Raw genomic sequence first — 22,083 nt, forward strand, 5'->3', positions numbered from 1 at the left:
CTCACCGCTCCCTAATTTGTCCACGCATGTGAACCCCATCCAAGGACCCGGCGAGCCAAGCCGCCCCCGTACCGAGGAGCCCCCGTATGCCCGCCCCCCGCACCGTCCTGCTCACCGGCGCCGCCGGCGGCCTCGGCACCCTGATGCGGGACCTGCTGCCCGCCCACGGCTACACACTCCGGCTGCTCGACATGATGCCGATCGAGGGCGAACCGGACGCGATCACCGCCGACCTCGCGGACAAGGAAGCGCTGCGCGAGGCGGTACGGGGCGTCGACGCGATCATCCACCTCGCGGGCATCTCCCTGGAAGCCTCGTTCGACAAGATCCTCAGGGCGAACATCGAGGGCACGTACAACCTGTACGAGGCCGCGCTCGCGGAGGACGCGCGGAGGATCGTCTTCGCCTCCTCCAACCACGCCGTCGGCTTCACACCCCGGCCCCTTCCGGGCGACCCGCTGATCCCGATCGACACCCCGCGCCGTCCGGACACCTTCTACGGACTGTCCAAGTCGTTCGGGGAGGACCTGGCGCAGCTCTACTGGGACCGGCACGGACTGGAGACCGTCTCGGTGCGCATCGGGTCCTGCTTCCCGGAGCCGACATCGGTGCGGATGCTGTCGGTGTGGATGAGCCCCGGCGACGGCGCCCGGCTCTTCGACGCCGCGCTCACCGCGGAGAACGTGGGGCACACCGTGGTCCACGGCTCGTCCGACAACACCCGGCTGTGGTGGGACCTGACGTCGGCCCGGTCGCTGGGGTACGCGCCGCAGGACGACTCGGAGGAGTTCGCGGAGAAGCTGATCGCCGAGCAGGGCGAACTGGACCCGGACAATCCGGATCACGCCCACCTCGGCGGGCACTTCTGCACCCATCCGCCGCTCTGGCCGTACTGAACGGCCGCCGCGGCCGCTGCCGCCGTCCGGGCGAAGGGGCCGGAAGGTAAGGGAACGGCAAAGCCGGGTCGTTCGTTACGTCGGACATGACCGCAATGACACCTGGCTCGAACCTCCCTCTCCCCGCCGTCCGTGTGGCGGTGGACGTCGCCGCGCCCGTGCGGCTCGACGTCTCGGGCCTGCTGCTCACCGCCGACGGCAAGGTGCGCTCCGACGACGACTTCATCTTCTACAACCAGCCCGCCGGTCCGGGCGTGACGTACCGCTCCGGCGGCGGCACCGCGCCCGACGCGATCGTGGTGGACACCGCCGCGGTGCCGCCCGCCATCGAGAAGATCGTCGTCACGGCGAGCCCGGACGGGGCGGGCCAGACCTTCCAGGGCGTCGAGCCGACCGCGACCGTGCGCAACGCGGACGACGGCAGCCCGCTGGCCACGTTCACCCCGCCCCGGCTGGGCGCGGAGACGGCGCTGGTCGTCATGGAGGTCTACCGGCGCGGCGGCGCCTGGAAGGTCCGGGCGGTGGGCCAGGGCTACGCCGACGGGCTGGCCGGTATCGCCACGGACTTCGGGGTCTCGGTGGAGGAGGAGCCCGCGGCGGCGCCCGCCCCGGTGGCGCCCCCGGTGCCGGCGCCCGCCCCGGTGGACCCGAGGATCGCCGCCCCGCCGGTTCCGCAGGCACCGCCCGCCGCCCCGCCCGCTCCCCCGGCCGCCGCCCCCGGGCGGATCAATCTGGACAAGGGCCGGGTCAACCTGCGGAAGAACGAGACGGTGTCCCTGGTCAAGGGCGGCCGTCCGCTGCTCTCCCAGGTCAAGATGGGGCTCGGCTGGGAGCCCGCGTTCCGCGGCAAGGACATCGACCTCGACGCCTCGGTGATCGCCTACGGCCCCAACCGCAACCACCTGGACAGCTGCTACTTCGGCAAGCTCACCATTCTCAACGGGGCGATCAAGCACTCCGGGGACAACCTCACGGGCGAGGGCGCGGGGGACGACGAGGTGATCGTCGTCGATCTGGGCCGGATCCCCCCGGAGGCGACGGGGCTGGTGTTCACGGTCAACTCGTTCACCGGCCAGAAGTTCACCGAGGTCGCCAAGGCCTACTGCCGGCTGCTCGACGCGGCCACCGGCGAGGAGCTGGTCCGCTTCGACCTCACCAACGCCGAGCCGCAGACGGGCGTGATGATGGCCAAGCTGATCCGGCAGTATTCGGGCGAGTGGGAGATGACGGCCATGGGCGAGTTCGTGAAGTCGCGGACGGTGCGCGGCATGGTGAAGCCGGCCGCCCAGTCCCTGTAGGGGATGCGCCTGGTCCGCGGGCGCCCGGCCCCGCCCGCCGCCGGGCGCCCGCGGACCTCGCGGGGTCCTACTTGTTGTGCTGGCGCTTCCAGGGCCCCGTGATGGCCACCATGATGCCGGGGGTCTGGATGTTGGCGAACAGCGTCCTGCCGTCGGGCGAGAATGTGACTCCGGTGAACTCGCTGTACTCCGGGTCGTCCGCCGAGCCGATGTTCAGCTCGTTGCGGGCGATCGGGTAGGTGCGGCCGGAGTCGGTCGCCCCGAAGAGGTGCTGGACGCCCTCGCCGTCCTCGGCGATGACGAGCCCGCCGTAGGGCGAGACGGTGATGTTGTCCGGTCCGTCGAAGGCGCCGTCCTTGGACGGGTCGGCGTTGACGCCGAGGAGCACCTTCAGGGTGAGGGTGCGCCGCTTCGGGTCGTAGAACCAGACCTGTCCGTCGTGCTGGACGGGGCTCTCGGCGCGGGCGAACGAGGAGACGATGTACGCGCCGCCGTCACCCCACCACATGCCTTCGAGCTTGCGGGCGCGGGTGATCTCCTTGTCGCCGAACTGCTTGCGCGTGGAGACGGCCTTGGCGTCGCGGTCGGGCACGTCGACCCAGTCCACGCCGTACACGGTGCCGATCGTCGTCGCGCGGGAGAGGTCGTCGACGAACCGGCCGCCCTTGTCGAAGCACTTGAAGGCCTGGAGCACACCGGCGTCGTCGGCGAGGGTGCGGAGCTTGCCGCGGCCGTGCTTGAAGCCGTGCGGCGGAACCCAGCGGTAGAGCAGTCCGTTGGGGCCGGAGGCGTCCTCGGTCAGGTAGGCGTGGCCCTGCTTGGGGTCGATGACGACGGCCTCGTGCGCGTACCGGCCGAACGCCTTGATCGGGCGCGGGTCGCGGTTGGCGCGCTTGTCGTAGGGGTCGACCTCGAAGACGTAGCCGTGGTCCTTGAGCAGACCGTTCTTGCCGGCCTTGTCCTCGGTCTCCTCGCAGGTGAGCCAGGTGCCCCACGGGGTGGCGCCACCGGCGCAGTTGGTGGAGGTGCCGGCGATGCCGACCCATTCGGCGGTGCGGCCGTCGCGGCGGGTCTCCACGACGGTGCAGCCGCCGGCGGCTATCGGGTCGTAGACGAGGCCGTCGGTGAGCGGGACCGGGTGGTCCCAGCCGGCCCGGGTGCCGCTCAGCTCGTGGTTGTTGACGAGCAGCGTCACACCGCGCGCACCCTCGAAGGCGGCCGTGCCGTCGTGGTTGGAGGGGGTGTACTCGCCGCTCTCCAGCTTGGTGACGCCACAGTGGGTGATGACCTTGTAGGAGAAGCCGGCGGGCAGCGCGAGCAGGCCCTTCGGGTCGGGGAGCAGCGGGCCGTAGCCCGGCTCGCGGTCGTGACCGTGCCCGTGACCGTGCTCGTCGTGACCGTGTCCGTGGCCGTGCTTCGAGTCCTCGGCGGCGAGGGCGCCGGGTGCGGTGGCCAGGGCGGAGACGGTTCCGGTGAGGGCGATACCGGCGCCGGTGAGGGCGGACTGTCTGGTGAATTCCCTGCGCGTGAAGGCCATCACGTACTCCTGGTGCTGCTGGGGCGGGTTGTTGGCCCGATCACGGTCCCGTCCCCGCCCCAACACCAGTTGAACTGCGGACGACTTCGAGGGAAGCCCTTCCGTGAACATCCCCGGTTCCGCACCCGGCCCCGGGCCGGACGCCCCGGCCGTTCTCCCCGGTCGGGGCCCTCCGTCCTCAGCCGGCCGAGCCGCTCCGGGAGCGGGCCTTGAACGCGGCCTTGCGGGCGTCCTTGGCCTGTTTCTTGTCGCTGTGCAGGCGCCCCACGGCCTCCAGGACGTCGGCGGTCGCCGGGTGGTCCACCCGCCAGGCCTCGTCGAAGAAGCCGCTGTGCTGGCCGGAGAGTCCCTCGACGAGGCCCTGGAGTTCGTCGAGGTCGCCGTCGGCCTCCAGCTGGGCGGCGATCGTGTCGATGGCCAGCCAGAAGATCATGGTCTCGGAGGGGGCGGGGACGTCCGTCGCGCCCCGTTCGGCGAGCCAGACGCGGGCGAGGCCGCCCAGTTCCGGGTCGCCCAGCACACCGCGTACGGCGTCCTCGGCCTCCGCGCCGACCAGGGCGAGGGCCTGCTGGCAGTGGAGCCGGCGCAGCGGGGCCTCGGGGTCGTTGCCGCGGGCGGCCTCCAGGAGTCCGGCGGCCGCGCCCTCGGCGCCGTGCCGGGCGAGCCAGATTTCGATCTCGCCCCGGGCGGCGGCCTCGGGGTACCGGGCGATCCCGGCGAGCAGGGCGTCGGCGCCCTTGTCCGCGAGGTCACCGATGGCCGGGGCGTCCACGCCGGCCTCCAGCATCCGGGCCCGGATGCCGTAGACGCCGAGCGGGGTGAGCCGGACCATGCCGTAGCGGGAGACGTCCTCGTCGTCGGCGGGCGGGGCGTCCCCCTCGCTCTCCTCGACGAGCAGGGCCTCGTCCACCGGCCGGTACTCGACGATGCCGATGGGTTCGAGGACCCGGAACTGGTCGTCCAGGCGCATCATCGCGTCCGACACCTGTTCAAGGACGTCGTCCGTGGGCTCGCCCATGTCGTCGGGCACGATCATCGAGGCGGCGAGCGCGGGCAGCGGGACGGGGGCGTCGCCCGCGCCCTCGCCGACGGTGAGGAGGTAGAGGTTGCCGAGCACCCCGTCGAGGAACTCGGCCTCGCTCTCCGGGTCCCAGTCCAGGGCCTCGAAGTCGATGGAGCCGTCCTCGCCGACGAGGTCGGTGAGGTCGTCGAAGACCGGGGCGGTGGCGTCGGCGTGGGCGGCCTCCAGGCCGTCGAGCCAGATGGACAGGACGTCCTGGGGCGAACCGCCGGTCAGCAGCGCCAGGTTCTCGCCCGCGGTGACGGTCCCTTCCGCCTGCGCGTCGAAGCCGTCCTCGTCCCGGTCCGCGTCGGGCGACGGGTCCTCGACCTCGACGAGGCCGGTGTCGACCGCGAGCCGCCAGGCCTCGCTGGCCTCGGCCGCGCCGTCCTCGTCCGCCGCGAGACCGAGGTGCTCGGCCGCCGCGGGCAGTTGCGCGTCGACGAGTTCGCCGCCGGCGCCGACCCTCGTCCCGGGACCGGCCCAGCGGGCGAGCCGGACGGCGCGGGCGAGCAGCGGCGCGGCGAGCGCGTCCCGTGCCAGCTCGGCCTCGGTGTGCAGCCGTACCGGCGGCAGGGTGGGGCGCTCTGCGGACATCAGGGGGGTCTCCTCGGAACGTGCGGGACGTACGCGTCACCGGGCCGCGGCTCCGGTCGCGTACGGGGTCGGGCGGCCCCCAGCGTAGACGCATTTCGCCCCGCGCCGCCCGGCACCCGGAGGAGAAGGCGGTGGTGCGCGCAACCGGCGGACCCCTGCGGTGCGTCCGCGCTCTCATCCGGATGTGCCGAACCAGACTGGGACCACCAGCGGACCGGCCGGCCGTCCGGCCGACAAGGAACGGAGCACCGTATGACGCTGAGGGTCGGGGAGATCACGCGCGAACAGCATCTGGCGTTCGTCGTCGGACAGGGTTCGGCCAGCCATATGCAGGTCCCGTCGTGGGGCGGGGTGAAGCCGGACTGGCGGGCGGAGAGCATCGGCTGGACCGGTCCCGACGGAAGGATCGTGGGGGCGGGGCTGGTGCTGTACCGCCCGGTCCCCCGGCTGAAACGCTGTCTGGCGTATCTGCCGGAGGGGCCGGTCGTCCCGTGGCACGAGGGCGGGTTGGGCCGGTGGCTGGAGCCGCTGGTGGCGCACGCCAGGACGCGGGGCGCGTTCACGGTCCGGATGGGCCCGCCGGTGATCGGGCGCCGCTGGAAGGCGCGGACGGTCAAGGAGGCGATCGCGGATCCGGCGGCGGTGCGGCTGCGGGACGTGCCGGCGGACACGACGGACCCGCGCGCGGCGGAGGTGGAGAAGCAACTGCGCGCTCTGGGCTGGCGGCCCGTGTCGGACGGCGACGGCTCGGGGTTCAGCGCCGGGCAGCCGCGGTACGTGTTCCAGGTGCCGTTGGCCGGCCGCTCGCTGGAGGAGGTCCGCGAGGGGATGAACCAGCAGTGGCGACGGAACGTCAAGAAGGCCGAGAAGGCGGGCGTGAAGGTCGTCGAGGGGGATTCCACGGATCTTCCGGTCTTCTACGAGCTGTACCGCGAGACCGCCGCGCGCGACGGCTTCATCCCCCGTCCGCTCGCGTACTTCGAGCGCATGTGGAGGGAGTTGCGCGCCGAGGACCCCGGCCGGATGCGGCTGTATCTCGCCCACCACGACGGGGAGGTGCTGTCCGCGGCGACGATGCTGACGGTCGGCTCCCACGTCTGGTACTCCTACGGCGCGTCCACCGCCCGCCGCCGCGAGGTGCAGCCCAGCAACGCGGTCCAGTGGCGGATGATGAGCGACGCGCACGAACGGGGCGCCGCCGTCTACGATCTGCGCGGCATCACCGACACCCTGGACGAGGGCAGCCATCTGGTGGGCCTGCTCCGCTTCAAGGCGGGGACGGGCGGGGAGGCCGCCGAGTACGTCGGCGAGTGGGACTTCCCGGTGAACAGGGTGCTGCACAGGGCGTTCGGGCTGTACATGGCCAGGCGCTGAGCGCCGCGCGGTCCGCGTCCGGGGCCGCCTCCCGACGGTCAGCCGGCGATCTTCGTGCGCCAGCCCGTCATGTTGAACTCGTCGAGGAGCCGTACGTCGCTGCCCTCCAGCGGGAAGGTCCGGGCTTCCAGGCCGGGGGCCGGGGCGATCTCCAGGGCGTCGCCCTCGATCAGGTCGCCGCCCGTCGGGGTGGAGACCCAGACGAGCAGGGAGCGCATGGTCTTCCCGGGCGCGAGCACGACCGACTCGGGGCCCTTGTCCGGTCCGAAGTACGAGCCGCCGGGGTTCACCTTGACGGGGAGCGGGTCGCCGTTCTCGTCGAGGGCCTGCACGGAGGGGTAGCCGTCGACGCGCCGGGGCTCGCTGCCGCAGTTGGTCAGGGTGAGGCCGACGGCACGGTGCATCATGGCGGCCTCGACGGGGCCCATGGTGACGACGAGGCCCGAGGACGGGCAGCCGGTGGCGGTGGGTGTGGGGGCCTTCGGCGTGGGGGCTCCCGGGCGGGGTGCCCCGGGTGTCGCGATGTCGATCGGGTTCGGGGGCGTGGCGCGCACCGCCCCGGCGGAGGTGGGCGAGGGGCTGGGGCCGGGCTCGCCCTCGCCGGCCGGGACGAGGAATCCGGCGCACCCGGAGAGTCCCAGCACTCCGGTGAGGGCCAGCGCCGCCGCCGTCGCCCCGCGCCTACCGCTGTCCGCCGCCGTTCGCATCCTCACGCACCCGCCCCTGGTCGCCCCGCCCCGCGTCTGCGGCCGATCATGCCAGAACAGCGCAATAGTTGAGTTCTGCTTCACCTTGCCCCAGAGAAGATCTAAGTAGACCTTCATGGTCGGCGGGCCCGAGACTGCGGACATGACACCGCACGACGTTTCCCGCCCCCGCCCCTTCGGCCGCGCCCTCTGCGCCATGGTCACGCCCTTCACCGCCGACGGGGCCCTGGACCCGTACGCCGCCGCCGCGCACGCGGCCCGTCTGGTCGCCGCCGGCTGCGACGGGCTGGTGCTCAACGGCACGACCGGGGAGTCCCCGACCACCTCCGACGCCGAGAAGACCGAGCTGGTGCGCGCGGTCCGGGAGGCGGTGGGGCCGGGGGTGCCGCTGGTCGCGGGGATCGGCACCGCGGACACCCGGCACACCGTGGCGCAGGCCCGCGCGGCCGAACAGGCCGGTGCCGACGGGCTGCTGGTCGTCACCCCGTACTACAGCCGGCCCCCGCAGGCCGCCGTGGAGGCGCACTTCCGGCGGGTCGCCGACGCGAGCGGACTGCCCGTGATGCTGTACGACATCCCCGGCCGCACCGGCACCCGGATCGAGCCGGACACGATGCTGCGGCTCGCGGAGCATCCGCGCGTGGTCGCGGTGAAGGACTGCGCCATGGATCTGCTCGGCAGCACCAAGGTGATCGCGGCGACCGGCCTCGCGTACTACTCGGGGTGCGAGGAGCTGAACCTGCCGCTGTACGCGGTGGGCGGGGCGGGATTCGTGAGCACTGTGGCCAATGTGGCGCCCGGTGCGCTGCGGGCCGTCCTGGACGCCTTCGACGCCGGGGACACGGCGGAAGCGGCGCGGCTCAACGCGCGGCTGACGCCGCTCACGGAGCTGATGATGGCCTCGGGCCTGCCCGGCACGGTCACGGCCAAGGCGCTGCTGGACGCGGGGCCGGTCCGCGAACCGCTGCAGCCCGCCGGGCACGAGGCGTCCGACGGGCTGCGCGGGGCGTACGAGCGGCTGATCGCCGTCGGCTAGGCCCTAGTCGTTGCTGTGCAGGACGTCGTTGAGGCCGTCCCAGACCGCGTTGTTCGGGCGGGCCTCGACGGCGCCGGTCACCGAGTTGCGGCGGAAGAGGATGTGCGAGGCGCCGGAGAGCTCGCGGGCCTTGACGACCTGGCCGTCCGGCAGGGTGACCCGGGTGCCCGCGGTGACGTACAGCCCGGCCTCGACGACGCATTCGTCACCGAGCGCGATGCCGACGCCGGCCTCGGCGCCGACCAGGCAGCGCTCGCCGATCACGATGCGCTCCTTGCCGCCGCCGGAGAGCGTGCCCATGGTGGAGGCGCCGCCGCCGATGTCCGAACCGTCCCCGACGACGACACCCGCGGAGATCCGGCCCTCGACCATGGAGGTGCCGAGCGTCCCGGCGTTGAAGTTGACGAAGCCCTCGTGCATCACGGTGGTGCCGGAGGCCAGGTGGGCGCCGAGGCGGACCCGGTCGGCGTCGGCGATCCGGACGCCCTTCGGCGCGACGTAGTCCGTCATGCGCGGGAACTTGTCGACCGAGGTGACCTGGAGGTGCAGACCCTCGGCGCGGGCGTTGAGCCGCACCTTCTCCAGATCGTCCACGGCGACCGGACCGAGCGAGGTCCAGGCGACGTTGGCCAGGTGGCCGAAGATGCCGTCCAGGTTCTGCCCGTGCGGCCGCACCAGGCGGTGCGAGAGCAGGTGCAGGCGCAGGTAGACGTCGTGGGCGTCGAGCGGCTTGTCGTCGAGCGAGCCGATGACCGTGCGGACGGCGACGACCTCGACCCCGCGGCGGGCGTCGACGCCGATGGCCTTCGCGGCGCCCTCGCCCAGCAGGTTGACGGCCTGCTCGGGGTCGAGCCGCTCGGTTCCGGCGGGGCCGGGCTCGGCGGTGAGCTCGGGGGCGGGGAACCAGGTGTCGAGGACGGAACCGTCGCCGGCGACGGTGGCGAGGCCGGCGGCGACGGCGCCGGTGGTGCGGGTGGAAGTCGTGTCGGTCATGCCCGAAACCTAACCGGCCGGGGCCCGCTCGGGCCAACCGGTCTCAGCGTCCGGGCGTCGCGCCCGGCGCCGTACGGGAACACCCCCGTGTCCCCCGTACGGCTGCCGGGCGCCCGCCCTCGGCCCCGCCGGTCAGGGGCGGTCCCCGTCGGCGTCGACCAGCGCGGTCCTGACCACGGTGCGCACGCCGTCGGCGGTCGGCGAGTCCAGCGAGCCCCAGCCGGCGTACCGCAGGGTGTCCGCGTCCAGGAGCAGCAGTTCGCGGTCCCCGGCGAAGCCGATCCCGATCACCGGCCGGTGGAGCGCGTCCTCGGTCCGCACCGCTTCCAGTCCGGGCACGGTGGCCATCGCCCGGTAGACGGCGGCGAGCCCTTCCGGGTCGGCGGGCGAGGACGCGGCCAGCAGCGACAGCGCCCGGAAGTCGTGCCGGGCGACCGGCTCCCCGTCGCCGGGGTAGAAGGCGCGGGCCCGCTTCCTCACCTCGGCCGGGGCGGAGGGCAGCCCGGCCAGGAAGCGGAAGCGCTCGCGCGGGGAGTGGTCGTCGCCCGACCTGCCGTTCTCGAAGGCCGGGTCCGCGTAGCGGTGCCAGCTCTCGCTCCTGCGCGGTCCGCCCGCCTCCTCCCCCGGCCCGTCCTCCCCGGCCCGGACCTCCAGGACCTCGGTGTAGACCCACTGACCGTCCCGGGGCGTGGGGACGGGGTCGTCGGCGACCCGGGCGGCCGCGTCGCGGAGCGCCGCGGCGGCGTCGATCCGTTCGGTGACGACGGGCGCGGCAGCGGGATCCGCGCCCCGGACGCCGCCGACGACCCCGGCGGTGACGGCTCCGCCCAGGGCGACGGCGGCGACCGTGGCGACGACGGCGAGCCGCCAGTCGGCGCGCACCCGGCGGCGGCGTCCGGCGGCCTCGGTGAGCCGCTGCCGTCCGGCGGCCAGGGCGGCCCGGTCCGGTACGGGCGCGTCGGCGCGCAGTTCGCGCACCAGCGTCATCTCATCCCTGTCCATGAGCCACCTCCAGGCTCTCGGTGACGACCGTCGGATCGGCACCCATGGCCCGGCGCACCGTGCGGCGGGCCCGGTTGAGGCGCGAGCGGACCGTGCCGACGGGCAGCGCGAGCGCGTCGGCCACCTCCTGGTAGCTGAGGTCCGCCCACGCGATCAGCAGCAGGACGTGCCGGTCGCCCGCGGAGAGCGTGGCGAGCGCGCCCGCGAGCCGGCCGTGGGCGGCCTGCGCGGTGACCCGCTGGTCGGCGCCGTCGGTCCAGGATTCGGCGACCGGGTCGACGCCGGTGCGGGCCAGGGCACGCAGGGCCCGGATCTCGGTGCGGCGGTGCCGGCCGATCAGATTGGCCGCGATCCCGTAGAGCCAGGGCCGGGCGCTCGCCCGCCCGGTGTCGAAGCGGGCCCGGGAGCGAAAGGCGGTGAGGAAGGTGTCGGCGGTGATGTCCTCGGCCGCCCCCTCGCCGAGGCGCCGGGCGGCGTAGCGGTGGATGTCGGCGGCATAGCGGTCGTAGAGCAGGGCGAAGGCTTCGGGCTGCTCCAGGGACTGGACGATCACGGCCGCGTCGTCGTCTCTCGGTGGTCCGGTCAACGGTGTCTCCGCTCTTCTTCGGCGTGTGGGCGCGAGGACTGTCGACTGCTGTTGCCCGCAACGGCGTTCCGGGTTCACGCGGCTCTCCGGGGCGGCCCGTCGGGCGGCTCTCCCCAGGGTCTCGCGGCCGGGGGGGGGGCGGAGGCCCGGGGCGGGACCGGAATGGGGGGCGCTACCGTGGGCCGTCCAGTACAGGCCAGTTCATGATCGACGGACCGACGGAGCAGCAGTGGCGCAGGACGCGGGGTGGGGCGGTGGCGCGTACGGGGGTATGCCGTACGGAGGGCCGGGAGGGCCGCCCGGACGGGGTGGCTGGGGCGGCGGCTGGGCGGTGCCGAAACCGGGGGTGATACCCCTGGGGCCGCTGCGGATCGGTGATGTGCTCGGTGGCGCGTTCGCGACCCTGGGCCGGTACGGCAAGCAGTTGTTCGGTGTCGGGGCGGCCGCGTTCGGCGGGGCGCTGGCCGTGATGGTGGCCGCCGCGCTGATCGCGTACTCGGCGGTCGCGGACCATGTGGACCGGCTGCTGGCGTTGGACGAGGGGGACCCGGCCGACCGGGCGGACTGGGTGCCGGTCGTCGTCGCGTTCGGCTCGGTCGCGCTGGTGGCGCTCATCACCGGTGTGCTCGCCACGGCGCTGACCTACACGGCGGTGCCGGCGGTCCTCCAGGAGGCGGTCCTGGGCCGTAGGACGACGTTCTCGGCGATATGGCGGCGGGCCTGGTCGCGGATGGCCTCCGTGATCGGCACGGTCGTGCTGACCGGGCTGATCGCCATGGTCCCGGTGCTGCTCGGCTGGATGGCGTTCGTGGCCCTGATCGTCGGCGCGTTCAGCATGGACGGGGGCGGCGGGGCGGTCGCCCTGGTCGTGGTCGGTTTCCTGGGCTTCGTGGCGACGGCGCCGCTGGCGCTCTGGCTCTGGGTCAAGTTCAGTCTGGCGCCGTCGGTCGCCGTGTTCGAGAGCCAGGGGCCGGTGGAGGCGATGCGCCGGTCGTTCCGGCTGGTGCGCGGCGACTGGTGGCGGATCCTCGGCATCACGCTGCTGGCCGGGTTGATGGCCATGGTGGCGAGCTATGTGATCCAGATGCCGTTCACGTTCATCGGGATGTTCTCCGGGATGCTCGGCTCGATGAGCCTGGGCGACGACCCGAACACGGCGTCCGTGCTGCTCGCGCTGAGCGGCTACGCGGGCTCGCTGCTGCTCGGCCAGATGGTCAGCCAGCTGGTCGTGTCCACGTTCCCGCCGCTGGTGACGGGGCTGCTGTACGTGGACCGCCGCATCCGTACGGAGAATCTCGGCCCGGTCCTGGCCGAGGCCGCGGCGGAGCCCCCGCAGTACGAGGAGTAGGCCCCCTGAGCGCGGAACGGCCCCCGGCGGATGCCGGGGGCCGTTCTCGATGCGCGGGGAGGACCCTCAGACGTTGAAGCCCAGCGCGCGCAGCTGCTCGCGGCCGTCGTCCGTGATCTTGTCCGGGCCCCACGGCGGCATCCAGACCCAGTTGATCCGGAGTTCGCTGACGATGCCGTCGGTGGCGGACCGGGCCTGGTCCTCGATGACATCGGTCAGCGGACAGGCCGCGGACGTCAGGGTCATGTCGAGGGTGGCGATGTTGGCGTCGTCGATGTGGATGCCGTAGATCAGCCCCAGATTGACGACGTCGATGCCCAGCTCGGGGTCGACGACGTCGTACAACGCCTCGCGGACCTCCTCCTCGGAGGCCGGCTTGGTGGTAAGAGTCTCGTTCTCGCTCATGCCGTCTTCCCTTCGGACAGCGCCTTGGCCGTCGCGTCCTTCCACGCCATCCAGCTCAGCAGCGCGCACTTCACCCGGGCCGGGTACTTGGAGACACCGGCGAACGCGACCGCGTCCTCCAGCACCTCCTCCATCGCGTCGTCCGGCTCCAGCTGGCCCTTGGACTGCATCAGCTCCAGGAACACCTCCTGGATCTTCTGCGCCTCGGCCAGCTCCTTGCCGACCAGCAGCTCGTTCAGCACGGAGGCGCTGGCCTGGCTGATGGAGCAGCCCTGGCCCTCGTAGCTGACGTCCGCGACGGTGTCGCCGTCGTAGCGCACCCGCAGCGTGATCTCGTCGCCGCACGTCGGATTGACGTGGTGCACCTCGGCGTCGCCGTCCCGCAGGCCGCGCCCGTGGGGGTGCTTGTAGTGGTCCAGGATCACGTCCTGGTACATCGAGTCAAGCTTCACCAGTCAACCCTCAGCCGCTGTCTAACCGAAAAAGTTCCGGACGTGTTCCAGACCGTCCACCAGGGCGTCGACCTCGGCGGGCGTGGAGTACAGATAGAACGACGCTCGCGTCGTCGCAGGAATTCCGTACCTCAGGCAGACCGGTCGTGCGCAGTGGTGTCCGACCCGGACCGCGATGCCCTGCTCGTCGAGGACCTGACCCACGTCGTGCGGGTGGATGTCACCGAGCGTGAAGGAGATCGTGGCGCCGCGGTCCTCCGCGGTGGCCGGACCGATGATCCGGAGGTCCGGGACCTCCAGCAGGCGCTTCACCGCGTATCCGGCGATGGCCTGCTCATGGCGGTGGATGTTCTCCATGCCGACGGCCGTGAGGTAGTCCACCGCCGCGCCGAGGCCGACGGCCTGGGCGATCGGGGGCGTTCCGGCCTCGAACTTGTGCGGCGCCGGGGCGTACGTCGACGAGTGCATCGACACGGTCTCGATCATCTCGCCGCCGCCGAGGAACGGGGGCAGGTCCTCCAGGAGCTCCTGCCGTCCCCAGAGCACGCCGATGCCGGTCGGGCCGACCATCTTGTGGCCGGTGAAGGCCACGAAGTCGGCCTGCAGCGCCTGCACGTCCAGCACCATGTGCGGGGCGGCCTGCGAGGCGTCGACGCAGACGAGGGCACCGACCTCCTGGGCGCGCCGGACGATCTTCTCGACCGGGTTGATCGTGCCCATGATGTTCGAGACCAGCGTGAAGGAGACGATCTTCGTCTTCTCGGTGATGATCTCGTCGATGTTCGACAGGTCGAGCCGGCCGTCGTCCGTGATGCCGAACCACTTCAGCTTGGCGCCGGTGCGCTGCGAGAGCAGCTGCCACGGCACGATGTTGGAGTGGTGCTCCATCTCGGTGGTGACGATCTCGGTCTCGTGGTCGACCCGGTAGGGCTCGTCGGCCCAGCCGAGCATGTTGGCCACGAGGTTGAGCGACTCGGAGGCGTTCTTGGTGAAGATCACCTCGTTGCGGCTGGGCGCGTTGATGAACGCGGCGACCTTGTCACGGGCGCCCTCGTACAGCGCCGTGGCCTCCTCCGCGATCGTGTACACGCCGCGGTGCACATTGGCGTTGTGCCGCTCGTAGTACTCGTTGAGGGCGTCGAGCACCTGGCGCGGCTTCTGCGAGGTCGCCGCGCTGTCCAGATAAACGATCTTCTTCCCGTCGTGGACCGTGCGGTCCAGCAGGGGGAAGTCCTTGCGGATCGCCTCGGTGTCGAGGAGGCCGGTGAGCCCCTGGCGGGCGTCAGTCACGCGGAAGCGCCACCCTTCACATATGCCTCGTAGCCCTCGTTCTCCAGCTTGTCGGCCAGCTCGGCGCCGCCGGACTCGGCGATGCGGCCGTTGGCGAAGACGTGCACGAAGTCGGGCTTGATGTACCGGAGGATCCGGGTGTAGTGCGTGATCAGCAGGGTGCCGACCTCGCCGGTCGAGCGGACCCGGTTGACGCCCTCGGAGACGATGCGCAGGGCGTCGACGTCCAGGCCGGAGTCGGTCTCGTCGAGGATCGCGACCTTCGGCTTGAGGAGCTCCAGCTGGAGGATCTCGTGGCGCTTCTTCTCACCGCCGGAGAAGCCCTCGTTGACGTTGCGCTCGGCGAAGGACGGGTCCATCTGGAGGCCGGACATGGTCTCCTTGACCTCCTTCACCCAGGTGCGCAGCTTGGGGGCCTCGCCGCGGACGGCGGTGGCGGAGGTGCGCAGGAAGTTGGAGACCGAGACGCCGGGGATCTCGACCGGGTACTGCATGGCGAGGAACAGGCCGGCGCGGGCGCGCTCGTCGACGGACATCGCCAGGACGTCCTCGCCGTCCAGCGTGACGGTGCCGCTGGTGACGGTGTACTTGGGGTGTCCCGCCAGCGAGTACGCGAGGGTGGACTTGCCGGACCCGTTGGGGCCCATGATGGCGTGGGTCTCGCCCTGCTTCACGGTCAGGTCGACGCCCTTGAGGATCTCCTTCGTGGCGTTGTCGGCCTCGACGGTGACATGCAGGTCGCGGATTTCAAGCGTTGCCATGGGTGACTCAGGACTCCTGGGTGACGGAGACGAGCACATCGTCCCCTTCGATCTTGACGGGGTATACGGGGACGGGGCGCGTCGCGGGAAGGCCGGACGGCTTGCCGGTGCGCAGGTCGAAGCTCGATCCGTGCAGCCAGCACTCGATCATGCAGTCCTCGACCTCGCCCTCGGAGAGGGAGACGTTCGCGTGCGAGCAGATGTCGTTGATCGCGAACACCTCGCCCTCGGTGCGGACGACGGAGACCGGCGTGCCGTCGAGTTCCACCCGCTTGGGGGTGTCCTCCTCCAGCTCGCTCAGCGTGCACGCCTTGACGAAGGCCATCAGACGGACGCCTTCAGCTCGGCCTCGATCTTGTCGAGGAGACGGGCCTCGACGTCGGGCAGTCCGATCTGCTGGACCAGTTCCGCGAAGAATCCGCGCACGACGAGGCGGCGGGCCTCCTCGGCGGGGATACCGCGGGACTGGAGGTAGAACAGCTGCTCGTCGTCGAAGCGGCCGGTCGCGGAGGCGTGGCCGGCGCCGACGATCTCGCCGGTCTCGATCTCCAGGTTGGGCACGGAGTCGACCCGGGCACCGTCGGTGAGGACCAGGTTGCGGTTCATCTCGTAGGTGTCGGTGCCCTCGGCGGCGGCCTGGATGAGGACGTCGCCGATCCATACGGCGTGGGCGCCGTCGCCCTGCAGCGCGCCCTTGTAGGCCACGTTGGAGGTGCAGTGCGGGGTGTTGTGGTCGACCAGGAGGCGGTGCTCCTGGTGCTGGCCCCGGTCGGTGAAGTAGAGGCCGAACAGCTCGGCCGAGCCGCCGGTGCCCGCGTAGGCGATCCGCGGGTGGAGCCGGACGAGGTCCCCGCCGAAGGTGACGACGACGGACTTGAAGGTGGCGTCGCGGCCGACCAGCGCGTTGTGCTGGCCGACGTGGACCGCCTGCTCGTCCCAGTCCTGGACGGAGACGACGGTGAGCTTGGCCCCGTCGCCCAGGACGTAGTCGACGTTGGCGGCGAGCACGGCGTCACCGGTGTGGTCGATGACGACGAGGGCCTCGGCGAAGGCGCCCAGCTCGATGACCTGGTGGCCGAAGGCCACGCCGCCCTCGCCGTGCACCGCGATGCGGATCGGCTCGGTGAGCACGGCCTCCTTGGGGACCGTGACGACGGTGGCCTGCTCGAAGGACGAGTACGCCTGGGCGGCGACCCGGTCCACCGGCGTGCCTGCCCTGCCGAGGCGGGCGTCGTCGCGGCCGACGGTCTCGACCGTGACGCCGGCGGGGGCCTCGACGGCGACCTTCACCCCGCCGCCGTTGGCGACGGCCGTGCCGTCGTGCAGTCCGCGCAGCCGCTCCAGCGGGGTGAACCGCCATTCCTCCTCGCGGCCGTGCGGGACCGGGAAGTCCGCGACGTCGAAGGACGGCGGCGCGCTCATGCGCGTGGCGACGGTCGACTCGGCGGCCACCGCGATGGAACCGGCGGTCGTGGACCCCGCAGGAATGTTCTGAGCCTCAGCCATGGCTGTCGTAGTGCTCGCTTTCTCGGTCGGACAGGTGTCGGGGGGATGCGGTCGGCTGCGTACGGGGACGCCTCCTAGCCGACCGAACCCTCCATCTGCAGCTCGATCAGCCGGTTCAGCTCCAGGGCGTACTCCATCGGCAGCTCCTTGGCGATCGGCTCGACGAAGCCGCGCACGATCATCGCCATGGCCTCGAACTCGGTCATGCCGCGGCTCATCAGGTAGAAGAGCTGGTCCTCGGAGACCTTGGAGACGGTCGCCTCGTGGCCCATCGACACGTCGTCCTCGCGGACGTCGACGTACGGGTAGGTGTCGGAGCGGGAGACCGTGTCGACGAGCAGCGCGTCGCAGAGCACGTTGGACTTCGCGCCCGGTGCGCCCTCGCCGATCTCGATCAGACCGCGGTAGGAGGTGCGGCCGCCGCCCCGGGCCACCGACTTGGAGACGATGTTGGAGGAGGTGTTGGGCGCCATGTGGACCATCTTGGCTCCGGCGTCCTGGTGCTGGCCCTCGCCCGCGAAGGCGATGGACAGGGTCTCGCCCTTGGCGTGCTCGCCCATCAGGTAGACGGCCGGGTACTTCATGGTGACCTTGGAGCCGATGTTGCCGTCGACCCACTCCATGGTCGCGCCCTCGTAGGCCACGGCGCGCTTGGTGACCAGGTTGTAGACGTTGTTCGACCAGTTCTGGATCGTCGTGTAGCGGCAGCGGCCGCCCTTCTTGACGATGATCTCGACGACCGCGGAGTGCAGCGAGTCCGAGGAGTAGATCGGCGCGGTGCAGCCCTCGACGTAGTGGACGTAGGCGTCCTCGTCGACGATGATCAGCGTCCGCTCGAACTGGCCCATGTTCTCCGTGTTGATACGGAAGTAGGCCTGGAGCGGGATGTCGACGTGGACACCCTTGGGCACGTAGATGAACGAGCCGCCGGACCACACGGCCGAGTTCAGCGAGGCGAACTTGTTGTCACCGACGGGGATGACGGTGCCGAAGTACTCCTTGAAGAGCTCGGGGTGCTCCTTCAGCGCGGTGTCGGTGTCGAGGAAGATGACGCCCTGCTCCTCCAGGTCCTCGCGGATCTGGTGGTAGACGACCTCGGACTCGTACTGCGCGGCGACGCCGGCGACCAGGCGCTGCTTCTCCGCCTCGGGGATGCCGAGCTTGTCGTACGTGTTCTTGATGTCCTCGGGCAGGTCCTCCCAGGACTCCGCCTGCTTCTCCGTCGAGCGGACGAAGTACTTGATGTTGTCGAAGTCGATGCCGGTGAGGTCCGAGCCCCAGCTGGGCATGGGCTTCTTGTCGAAGAGCTTGAGGCCCTTGAGACGCAGCTTCAGCATCCAGTCGGGCTCGTTCTTCTTCTCCGAGATGTCGCGGACGACGGCCTCGGAGAGACCGCGCTTGGCCGCCGCGCCTGCCTCGTCGGAGTCGGCCCAGCCGAATTCGTACGTGCCCAGGCCTTCGAGCTCAGGGTGGGCAGTCTCCGTGGGGAGCGTCATGCGGGGTTCCTCCCGGCTGTGCTTGCAGATGCTGAATCGGTGGTCTGTGGGGTGGGGTGTCCGCTGCGCGGAATGTACGTCGTACACACCCCGTCGCCATGGGCGATGGTGGCAAGACGCTGCACATGGGTCCCCAGGAGGCTGGAGAAGATCTCCGTCTCCGCCTCGCACAGCTGCGGGTACTGCTCGGCGACATGCGCGACCGGGCAGTGGTGCTGGCACAGCTGCTCGCCCTGCTGCGGGGCCGGCGCGCTGCGCGCCGTAGCAGCGTACCCGTCGGCGGACAAGGCCTTGGCCAACGCCTCCGTGCGCGCCTCGGGGTCGGCGGCCTCGATCGCCGCCCGGTAGGCGGCCGACTGGTCGGCGACCCGGGCACGGGCGAACGCCATGACCGCCGCGTCGCCCGCCGTCTCGGCGATCCAGCGCAGGGCGTCCGCGGCGAGCGCGTCGTACGACTGGTCGAAGGCGTCCCGCCCGCAGTCGGTCAGGGCGAACACCTTGGCCGGGCGGCCGCGGGTCCGCGCCCCGTAGATCCGCTGCTCGCGCGGTTCGACGACATCGTCGGAGACGAGGGCGTCGAGATGGCGGCGGACGGCCGCCTGGGTCAGTCCCAGGCGCATCGCCAGCTCGGCGACGGTCGACGGGCCGTGGTCCAGGATGGACCGCGCGACCCGGTTGCGCGTCGAACGCTCACCGGTCGCGAGTTCCTCCTGCGGAGCCTCGCCCGTGTATTTCACAACGCCATTGTTGCGTAATTCATCCGGCCCTGACAACCACGGTCCGGAACGATCAAAGGTGGAATCCATCACTTAGGGTTACCTAATCTGGCCCCCGGGCAGGGCCTCCTCCGGCCGCTGCCTAGAATTGCGGCCCATGAAGAGCGAGCCCGTTTCACCCCCGTCCGGCCCGGTCGTCCAGATCCGCGGCCTGGTGAAGCGGTACGGCGCCAGGGCCGCCGTGGACGGCCTGGACCTGGACGTCGCGGCCGGCGCGGTCACCGCGGTCCTCGGCCCCAACGGCGCCGGGAAGACCACCACCGTCGAGACCTGCGAGGGCTACCGCCGCCCCGACGCCGGCACGGTCCGGGTCCTCGGCCTCGACCCGGTCGCCGACGCCGCCCGGCTGCGTCCCCGGATCGGCGTGATGCTCCAGTCCGGCGGTGTGTACTCCGGCGCCCGCGCCGACGAGATGCTCCGCCACATGGCGAAACTGCACGCCCACCCGCTCGACGTGGACGCCCTGATCGAACGGCTCGGCCTCGGCGGCTGCGGCCGCACCACCTACCGCCGGCTCTCCGGCGGCCAGCAGCAGCGGCTCGCCCTGGCCATGGCGGTCGTCGGCCGGCCCGAACTGGTCTTCCTCGACGAGCCGACCGCCGGTCTCGACCCGCAGGCCCGCCGCTCCACCTGGGAGCTGGTCCGGGAGCTGCGCGCCGACGGGGTCTCCGTGATCCTCACCACCCACTTCATGGACGAGGCCGAGGAGCTGGCCGACGACGTCGCCGTCATCGACGCCGGACGCATCGTCGCCCAGGGCAGCCCCGAGGCCCTGTGCCGCGGCGGCGCCGAGAACACCCTCCGCTTCACCGGGCGCCCCGGACTCGACCTCGGCTCCCTGCTCAAGGCGCTGCCCGACGGCACGGAGGCGGCGGAGCTCGCCACCGGCGCGTACCGCATCACCGGTGACGTCGATCCCCAGCTGCTGGCCACCGTCACCTCCTGGTGCGCCCAGCACGGCGTGATGCCCTCCGGCATCTCCGTGGAGCGCCACACCCTGGAGGACGTCTTCCTCGAACTGACCGGCAAGGAGCTGCGCGCATGAGCGCCGGTACGTACGCCCCCCGGCCGGGCGCCGCCCCGCTGACCCGCATGATCGCCGCGCAGACCGCGCTGGAGACCCGGATGCTGCTGCGCAACGGCGAGCAGCTGCTGCTGACGGTGATCATCCCGACCCTGCTGCTGGTGCTGTTCAGCGCCGTCGACGTGGTGGACACCGGGGCGGGCGATCCGGTGGACTTCCTGGCCCCCGGCATCCTCGCGCTCGCGGTGATGTCCACCGCGTTCACCGGCCAGGCCATCGCCACCGGCTTCGAGCGGCGGTACGGGGTGCTCAAGCGGCTCGCGGCCTCGCCGCTCCCCCGCTGGGCGCTGATGACCTCGAAGACCCTCGCGGTGCTGGTGACCGAGGTGCTCCAGGTGGTGCTGCTCACCGCGGTCGCCCTGGCGCTCGGCTGGTCGCCGCACGGCAACCCGTTCGCCGTGCTGCTGCTCCTGGTGCTGGGGACGGCCGCGTTCTCCGGTCTGGGGCTGCTGATGGCCGGGACGCTGAAGGCGGAGGCGACGCTGGCCGCCGCCAATCTGGTCTTCCTGCTGCTGCTGGTCGGCGGGGGCGTCGTGGTGCCGCTGGACAAGTTCCCCGGACCGGTGCGTTCGGTGCTGGAGCTGCTGCCGATCTCGGCGCTGTCCGACGGTCTGCGGGACGTGCTCCGGCACGGGGCGGCGCTGCCCTGGGGCGAGGTCGGGATCCTGGCCGTGTGGGCCGTGCTGGGACTGGGCGCGGCGGCCCGGTTCTTCCGCTGGGAGTGAGCCGGCGGCAGCGCTCCGTAGGCGATTGGGGTAACTCGTCCCCCTCGTGAAAGCTTGCACAAGCCGCCGCCTACGATGGTGCGCGTGCCCAAGCTGACCCGAGCCGAAGTCGCTCAAGCCGCGCGGAATCCGCTGCTCTTCATCGCCGAACGCTGGACGCCGACGCCGCGTACGGTCCGTCGTGCCGCGATGACCGCCGTCGTCATGGCGGTCGTCATCGTCGTCACCGGCGGGGCCGTCCGGCTGACGGGCTCCGGCCTCGGCTGCCCGACCTGGCCCAAGTGCACCGACGAGAGCCTGACGGCGACCAGCGCGATGGGCTTCCACGGAGCGATCGAGTTCGGCAACCGGATGCTGACGTACGTGCTGTGCGCGGCGGTGGGCTGGGCGATCATCGCCGCCCGCGCCGCGAAGCCGTGGCGGCGGAGCGTGACCCGGCTGGGCTGGGCGCAGTTCTGGGTGGTCATGGGCAATGCCGTGCTCGGCGGCATCGTGGTGCTGGTCGGCCTGAACCCGTACACCGTCGCGGCCCACTTCCTGCTCTCCACGGCGCTGCTGACCCTCGCGGTGGTGATGTGGCAGCGGATCCGGGAGGGCGACGAGGCGCCGCGTCCGCTGGTCGGCAAGGCGGTCGCGCAGCTCACCTGGCTGCTGACGGTCGCCGCCGGTCTGCTGGTGGCGGTCGGCACGGTGGTCACGGGGGCCGGGCGGCACGCGGGCGACTCCAGCGATGTGCACCGCATCCCGATCGACTGGAAGACGATCGCCCAGCTGCACGCGGACCTGGCCTGGGTCGTGGTGGCGCTGACCGTCGCGCTCTGGTTCGTCCTGAAGGCCGTGGACGCCCCGGTGGGCCCGCTGCACCGCACCCGGGACCTGTTCCTGATCCTGCTGTCCCAGGGCGTCATCGGTTACGTCCAGTACTTCACCGACACGCCCGAGATCCTGGTCGGTCTGCACATGCTCGGCTCGTGCCTGGTGTGGATCGGGGTCGTGCGGGTCGTGCTGTCGCTGCGCGAGCGTCCGGTGGCGGCGGCGCCGCTGCCCGGCCCGGCGGCCGAGCGGCCCGAGCCCGCGACGACGGGCTGATCACAGCGCCTCACATACGCGTGCGGGGCTTCGGTACGGCGGCTGTGCCGCCCGTACCGAAGCCC

Annotated in this window: 22 protein-coding genes; 8 read left to right on the forward strand and 14 right to left on the reverse strand. The window is 71.8% G+C overall.

Annotation, left to right across the window (positions count from 1 at the left end; translation table 11 throughout):
- Positions 1 to 86 precede the first annotated feature (86 nt).
- Together ACFVDM_RS33880 and ACFVDM_RS33885 are read left to right on the forward strand one after the other, a co-directional pair.
- On the forward strand, positions 87 to 896 hold the full coding sequence (locus tag ACFVDM_RS33880) for an NAD-dependent epimerase/dehydratase family protein (protein ID WP_383649612.1): 810 nt from the start codon (positions 87 to 89) through the stop codon (positions 894 to 896).
- Positions 897 to 982: 86 nt separating this feature from the next.
- Positions 983 to 2,194 carry a TerD family protein gene (locus ACFVDM_RS33885; RefSeq protein ID WP_383649616.1) on the forward strand — a complete coding sequence of 404 codons (1,212 nt, stop codon included), beginning with the start codon at positions 983 to 985 and terminating at the stop codon, positions 2,192 to 2,194.
- A gap of 67 nt (positions 2,195 to 2,261) precedes the next feature.
- On the opposite strand, the gene ACFVDM_RS33890 is transcribed toward ACFVDM_RS33885, so the two are convergent.
- A complete protein-coding gene (locus tag ACFVDM_RS33890) occupies positions 2,262 to 3,731 on the reverse strand; it encodes an alkaline phosphatase PhoX (RefSeq protein ID WP_383649619.1) in 1,470 nt (489 codons plus the stop codon).
- A 178-nt stretch (positions 3,732 to 3,909) separates the two neighbouring features.
- Positions 3,910 to 5,388: a hypothetical protein gene (locus ACFVDM_RS33895; RefSeq protein ID WP_383649624.1), complete on the reverse strand. Its 1,479-nt coding sequence runs from the start codon at positions 5,386 to 5,388 to the stop codon at positions 3,910 to 3,912.
- A gap of 252 nt (positions 5,389 to 5,640) precedes the next feature.
- On the opposite strand from ACFVDM_RS33895, the gene ACFVDM_RS33900 reads away from it, so the two are divergent.
- Positions 5,641 to 6,762 carry a lipid II:glycine glycyltransferase FemX gene (locus tag ACFVDM_RS33900; RefSeq protein WP_383649628.1) on the forward strand — a complete coding sequence of 374 codons (1,122 nt, stop codon included), beginning with the start codon at positions 5,641 to 5,643 and terminating at the stop codon, positions 6,760 to 6,762.
- A 38-nt stretch (positions 6,763 to 6,800) separates the two neighbouring features.
- Here ACFVDM_RS33900 and ACFVDM_RS33905 read toward each other — a convergent pair whose 3' ends face one another.
- Complete coding sequence (locus ACFVDM_RS33905; RefSeq protein WP_383649712.1) at positions 6,801 to 7,469, reverse strand: DUF4232 domain-containing protein; 669 nt, start codon at positions 7,467 to 7,469, stop codon at positions 6,801 to 6,803.
- A 142-nt stretch (positions 7,470 to 7,611) separates the two neighbouring features.
- Here ACFVDM_RS33905 and dapA point away from each other — a divergent pair, with 142 nt between their 5' ends.
- Entirely contained in the window at positions 7,612 to 8,505 is an 894-nt protein-coding gene (gene dapA, locus ACFVDM_RS33910; RefSeq protein WP_383649632.1) for a 4-hydroxy-tetrahydrodipicolinate synthase, read from the forward strand.
- 3 nt (positions 8,506 to 8,508) lie between these two features.
- Here dapA and dapD read toward each other — a convergent pair whose 3' ends face one another.
- The 3 genes from dapD to ACFVDM_RS33925 form a co-directional block, all read right to left on the reverse strand.
- Entirely contained in the window at positions 8,509 to 9,498 is a 990-nt protein-coding gene (gene dapD / locus ACFVDM_RS33915; RefSeq protein ID WP_383649637.1) for a 2,3,4,5-tetrahydropyridine-2,6-dicarboxylate N-succinyltransferase, read from the reverse strand.
- A gap of 132 nt (positions 9,499 to 9,630) precedes the next feature.
- Positions 9,631 to 10,500: a CU044_5270 family protein gene (locus ACFVDM_RS33920; RefSeq protein ID WP_383649640.1), complete on the reverse strand. Its 870-nt coding sequence runs from the start codon at positions 10,498 to 10,500 to the stop codon at positions 9,631 to 9,633.
- Positions 10,487 to 11,086: an RNA polymerase sigma factor gene (locus ACFVDM_RS33925; RefSeq protein ID WP_383649643.1), complete on the reverse strand. Its 600-nt coding sequence runs from the start codon at positions 11,084 to 11,086 to the stop codon at positions 10,487 to 10,489. Before ACFVDM_RS33925 ends, ACFVDM_RS33920 begins: the two co-directional genes overlap by 14 nt.
- Before the next feature lie 346 nt (positions 11,087 to 11,432).
- On the opposite strand from ACFVDM_RS33925, the gene ACFVDM_RS33930 reads away from it, so the two are divergent.
- Positions 11,433 to 12,434, forward strand: coding sequence for a hypothetical protein (locus ACFVDM_RS33930; RefSeq protein WP_383649647.1), 1,002 nt, complete (start codon positions 11,433 to 11,435; stop codon positions 12,432 to 12,434).
- 66 nt (positions 12,435 to 12,500) lie between these two features.
- On the opposite strand, the gene ACFVDM_RS33935 is transcribed toward ACFVDM_RS33930, so the two are convergent.
- The 8 genes from ACFVDM_RS33935 to ACFVDM_RS33970 form a co-directional block, all read right to left on the reverse strand.
- The gene (locus tag ACFVDM_RS33935; RefSeq protein WP_383649650.1) at positions 12,501 to 12,839 is read right to left on the reverse strand and encodes a metal-sulfur cluster assembly factor; all 339 of its coding nucleotides are present in this window, start codon (positions 12,837 to 12,839) and stop codon (positions 12,501 to 12,503) included.
- Positions 12,836 to 13,291: a Fe-S cluster assembly sulfur transfer protein SufU gene (gene sufU / locus ACFVDM_RS33940; RefSeq protein WP_383649652.1), complete on the reverse strand. Its 456-nt coding sequence runs from the start codon at positions 13,289 to 13,291 to the stop codon at positions 12,836 to 12,838. Before sufU ends, ACFVDM_RS33935 begins: the two co-directional genes overlap by 4 nt.
- 21 nt (positions 13,292 to 13,312) lie before the next feature.
- Positions 13,313 to 14,581 (reverse strand): cysteine desulfurase, encoded by a 1,269-nt coding sequence (locus tag ACFVDM_RS33945; RefSeq protein ID WP_383649656.1) that lies wholly within the window; start codon positions 14,579 to 14,581, stop codon positions 13,313 to 13,315.
- Positions 14,578 to 15,342, reverse strand: coding sequence for a Fe-S cluster assembly ATPase SufC (sufC, locus tag ACFVDM_RS33950; protein ID WP_383649661.1), 765 nt, complete (start codon positions 15,340 to 15,342; stop codon positions 14,578 to 14,580). The genes ACFVDM_RS33945 and sufC overlap by 4 nt, the downstream gene beginning before the upstream one ends.
- Before the next feature lie 7 nt (positions 15,343 to 15,349).
- Positions 15,350 to 15,667 (reverse strand): bifunctional 3-phenylpropionate/cinnamic acid dioxygenase ferredoxin subunit, encoded by a 318-nt coding sequence (locus ACFVDM_RS33955; protein WP_383649665.1) that lies wholly within the window; start codon positions 15,665 to 15,667, stop codon positions 15,350 to 15,352.
- Positions 15,667 to 16,848, reverse strand: a complete 1,182-nt coding sequence (gene sufD, locus ACFVDM_RS33960; RefSeq protein ID WP_383649669.1) for a Fe-S cluster assembly protein SufD — start codon at positions 16,846 to 16,848, stop codon at positions 15,667 to 15,669. Before sufD ends, ACFVDM_RS33955 begins: the two co-directional genes overlap by 1 nt.
- 74 nt (positions 16,849 to 16,922) lie before the next feature.
- On the reverse strand, positions 16,923 to 18,344 hold the full coding sequence (sufB, locus tag ACFVDM_RS33965) for a Fe-S cluster assembly protein SufB (protein WP_383649673.1): 1,422 nt from the start codon (positions 18,342 to 18,344) through the stop codon (positions 16,923 to 16,925).
- A complete protein-coding gene (locus tag ACFVDM_RS33970) occupies positions 18,341 to 19,081 on the reverse strand; it encodes a helix-turn-helix transcriptional regulator (RefSeq protein WP_383649676.1) in 741 nt (246 codons plus the stop codon). Before ACFVDM_RS33970 ends, sufB begins: the two co-directional genes overlap by 4 nt.
- 136 nt (positions 19,082 to 19,217) lie before the next feature.
- Between ACFVDM_RS33970 and ACFVDM_RS33975 the strand changes: the two genes are divergently transcribed.
- The 3 genes from ACFVDM_RS33975 to ACFVDM_RS33985 all read left to right on the forward strand — a co-directional run bounded on the left by ACFVDM_RS33975 (position 19,218) and on the right by ACFVDM_RS33985 (position 22,018).
- Complete coding sequence (locus ACFVDM_RS33975; RefSeq protein ID WP_383649679.1) at positions 19,218 to 20,165, forward strand: ABC transporter ATP-binding protein; 948 nt, start codon at positions 19,218 to 19,220, stop codon at positions 20,163 to 20,165.
- Positions 20,162 to 20,929, forward strand: coding sequence for an ABC transporter permease (locus ACFVDM_RS33980; RefSeq protein WP_383649681.1), 768 nt, complete (start codon positions 20,162 to 20,164; stop codon positions 20,927 to 20,929). Before ACFVDM_RS33975 ends, ACFVDM_RS33980 begins: the two co-directional genes overlap by 4 nt.
- Positions 20,930 to 21,004: 75 nt before the next feature.
- Positions 21,005 to 22,018, forward strand: coding sequence for a heme A synthase (locus ACFVDM_RS33985; protein WP_383649685.1), 1,014 nt, complete (start codon positions 21,005 to 21,007; stop codon positions 22,016 to 22,018).
- The last annotated feature ends 65 nt before the right edge of the window (positions 22,019 to 22,083 follow it).

This window comes from Streptomyces sp. NPDC057682 (assembly GCF_042799575.1).
Classification (GTDB): Bacteria; Actinomycetota; Actinomycetes; order Streptomycetales; family Streptomycetaceae; genus Streptomyces.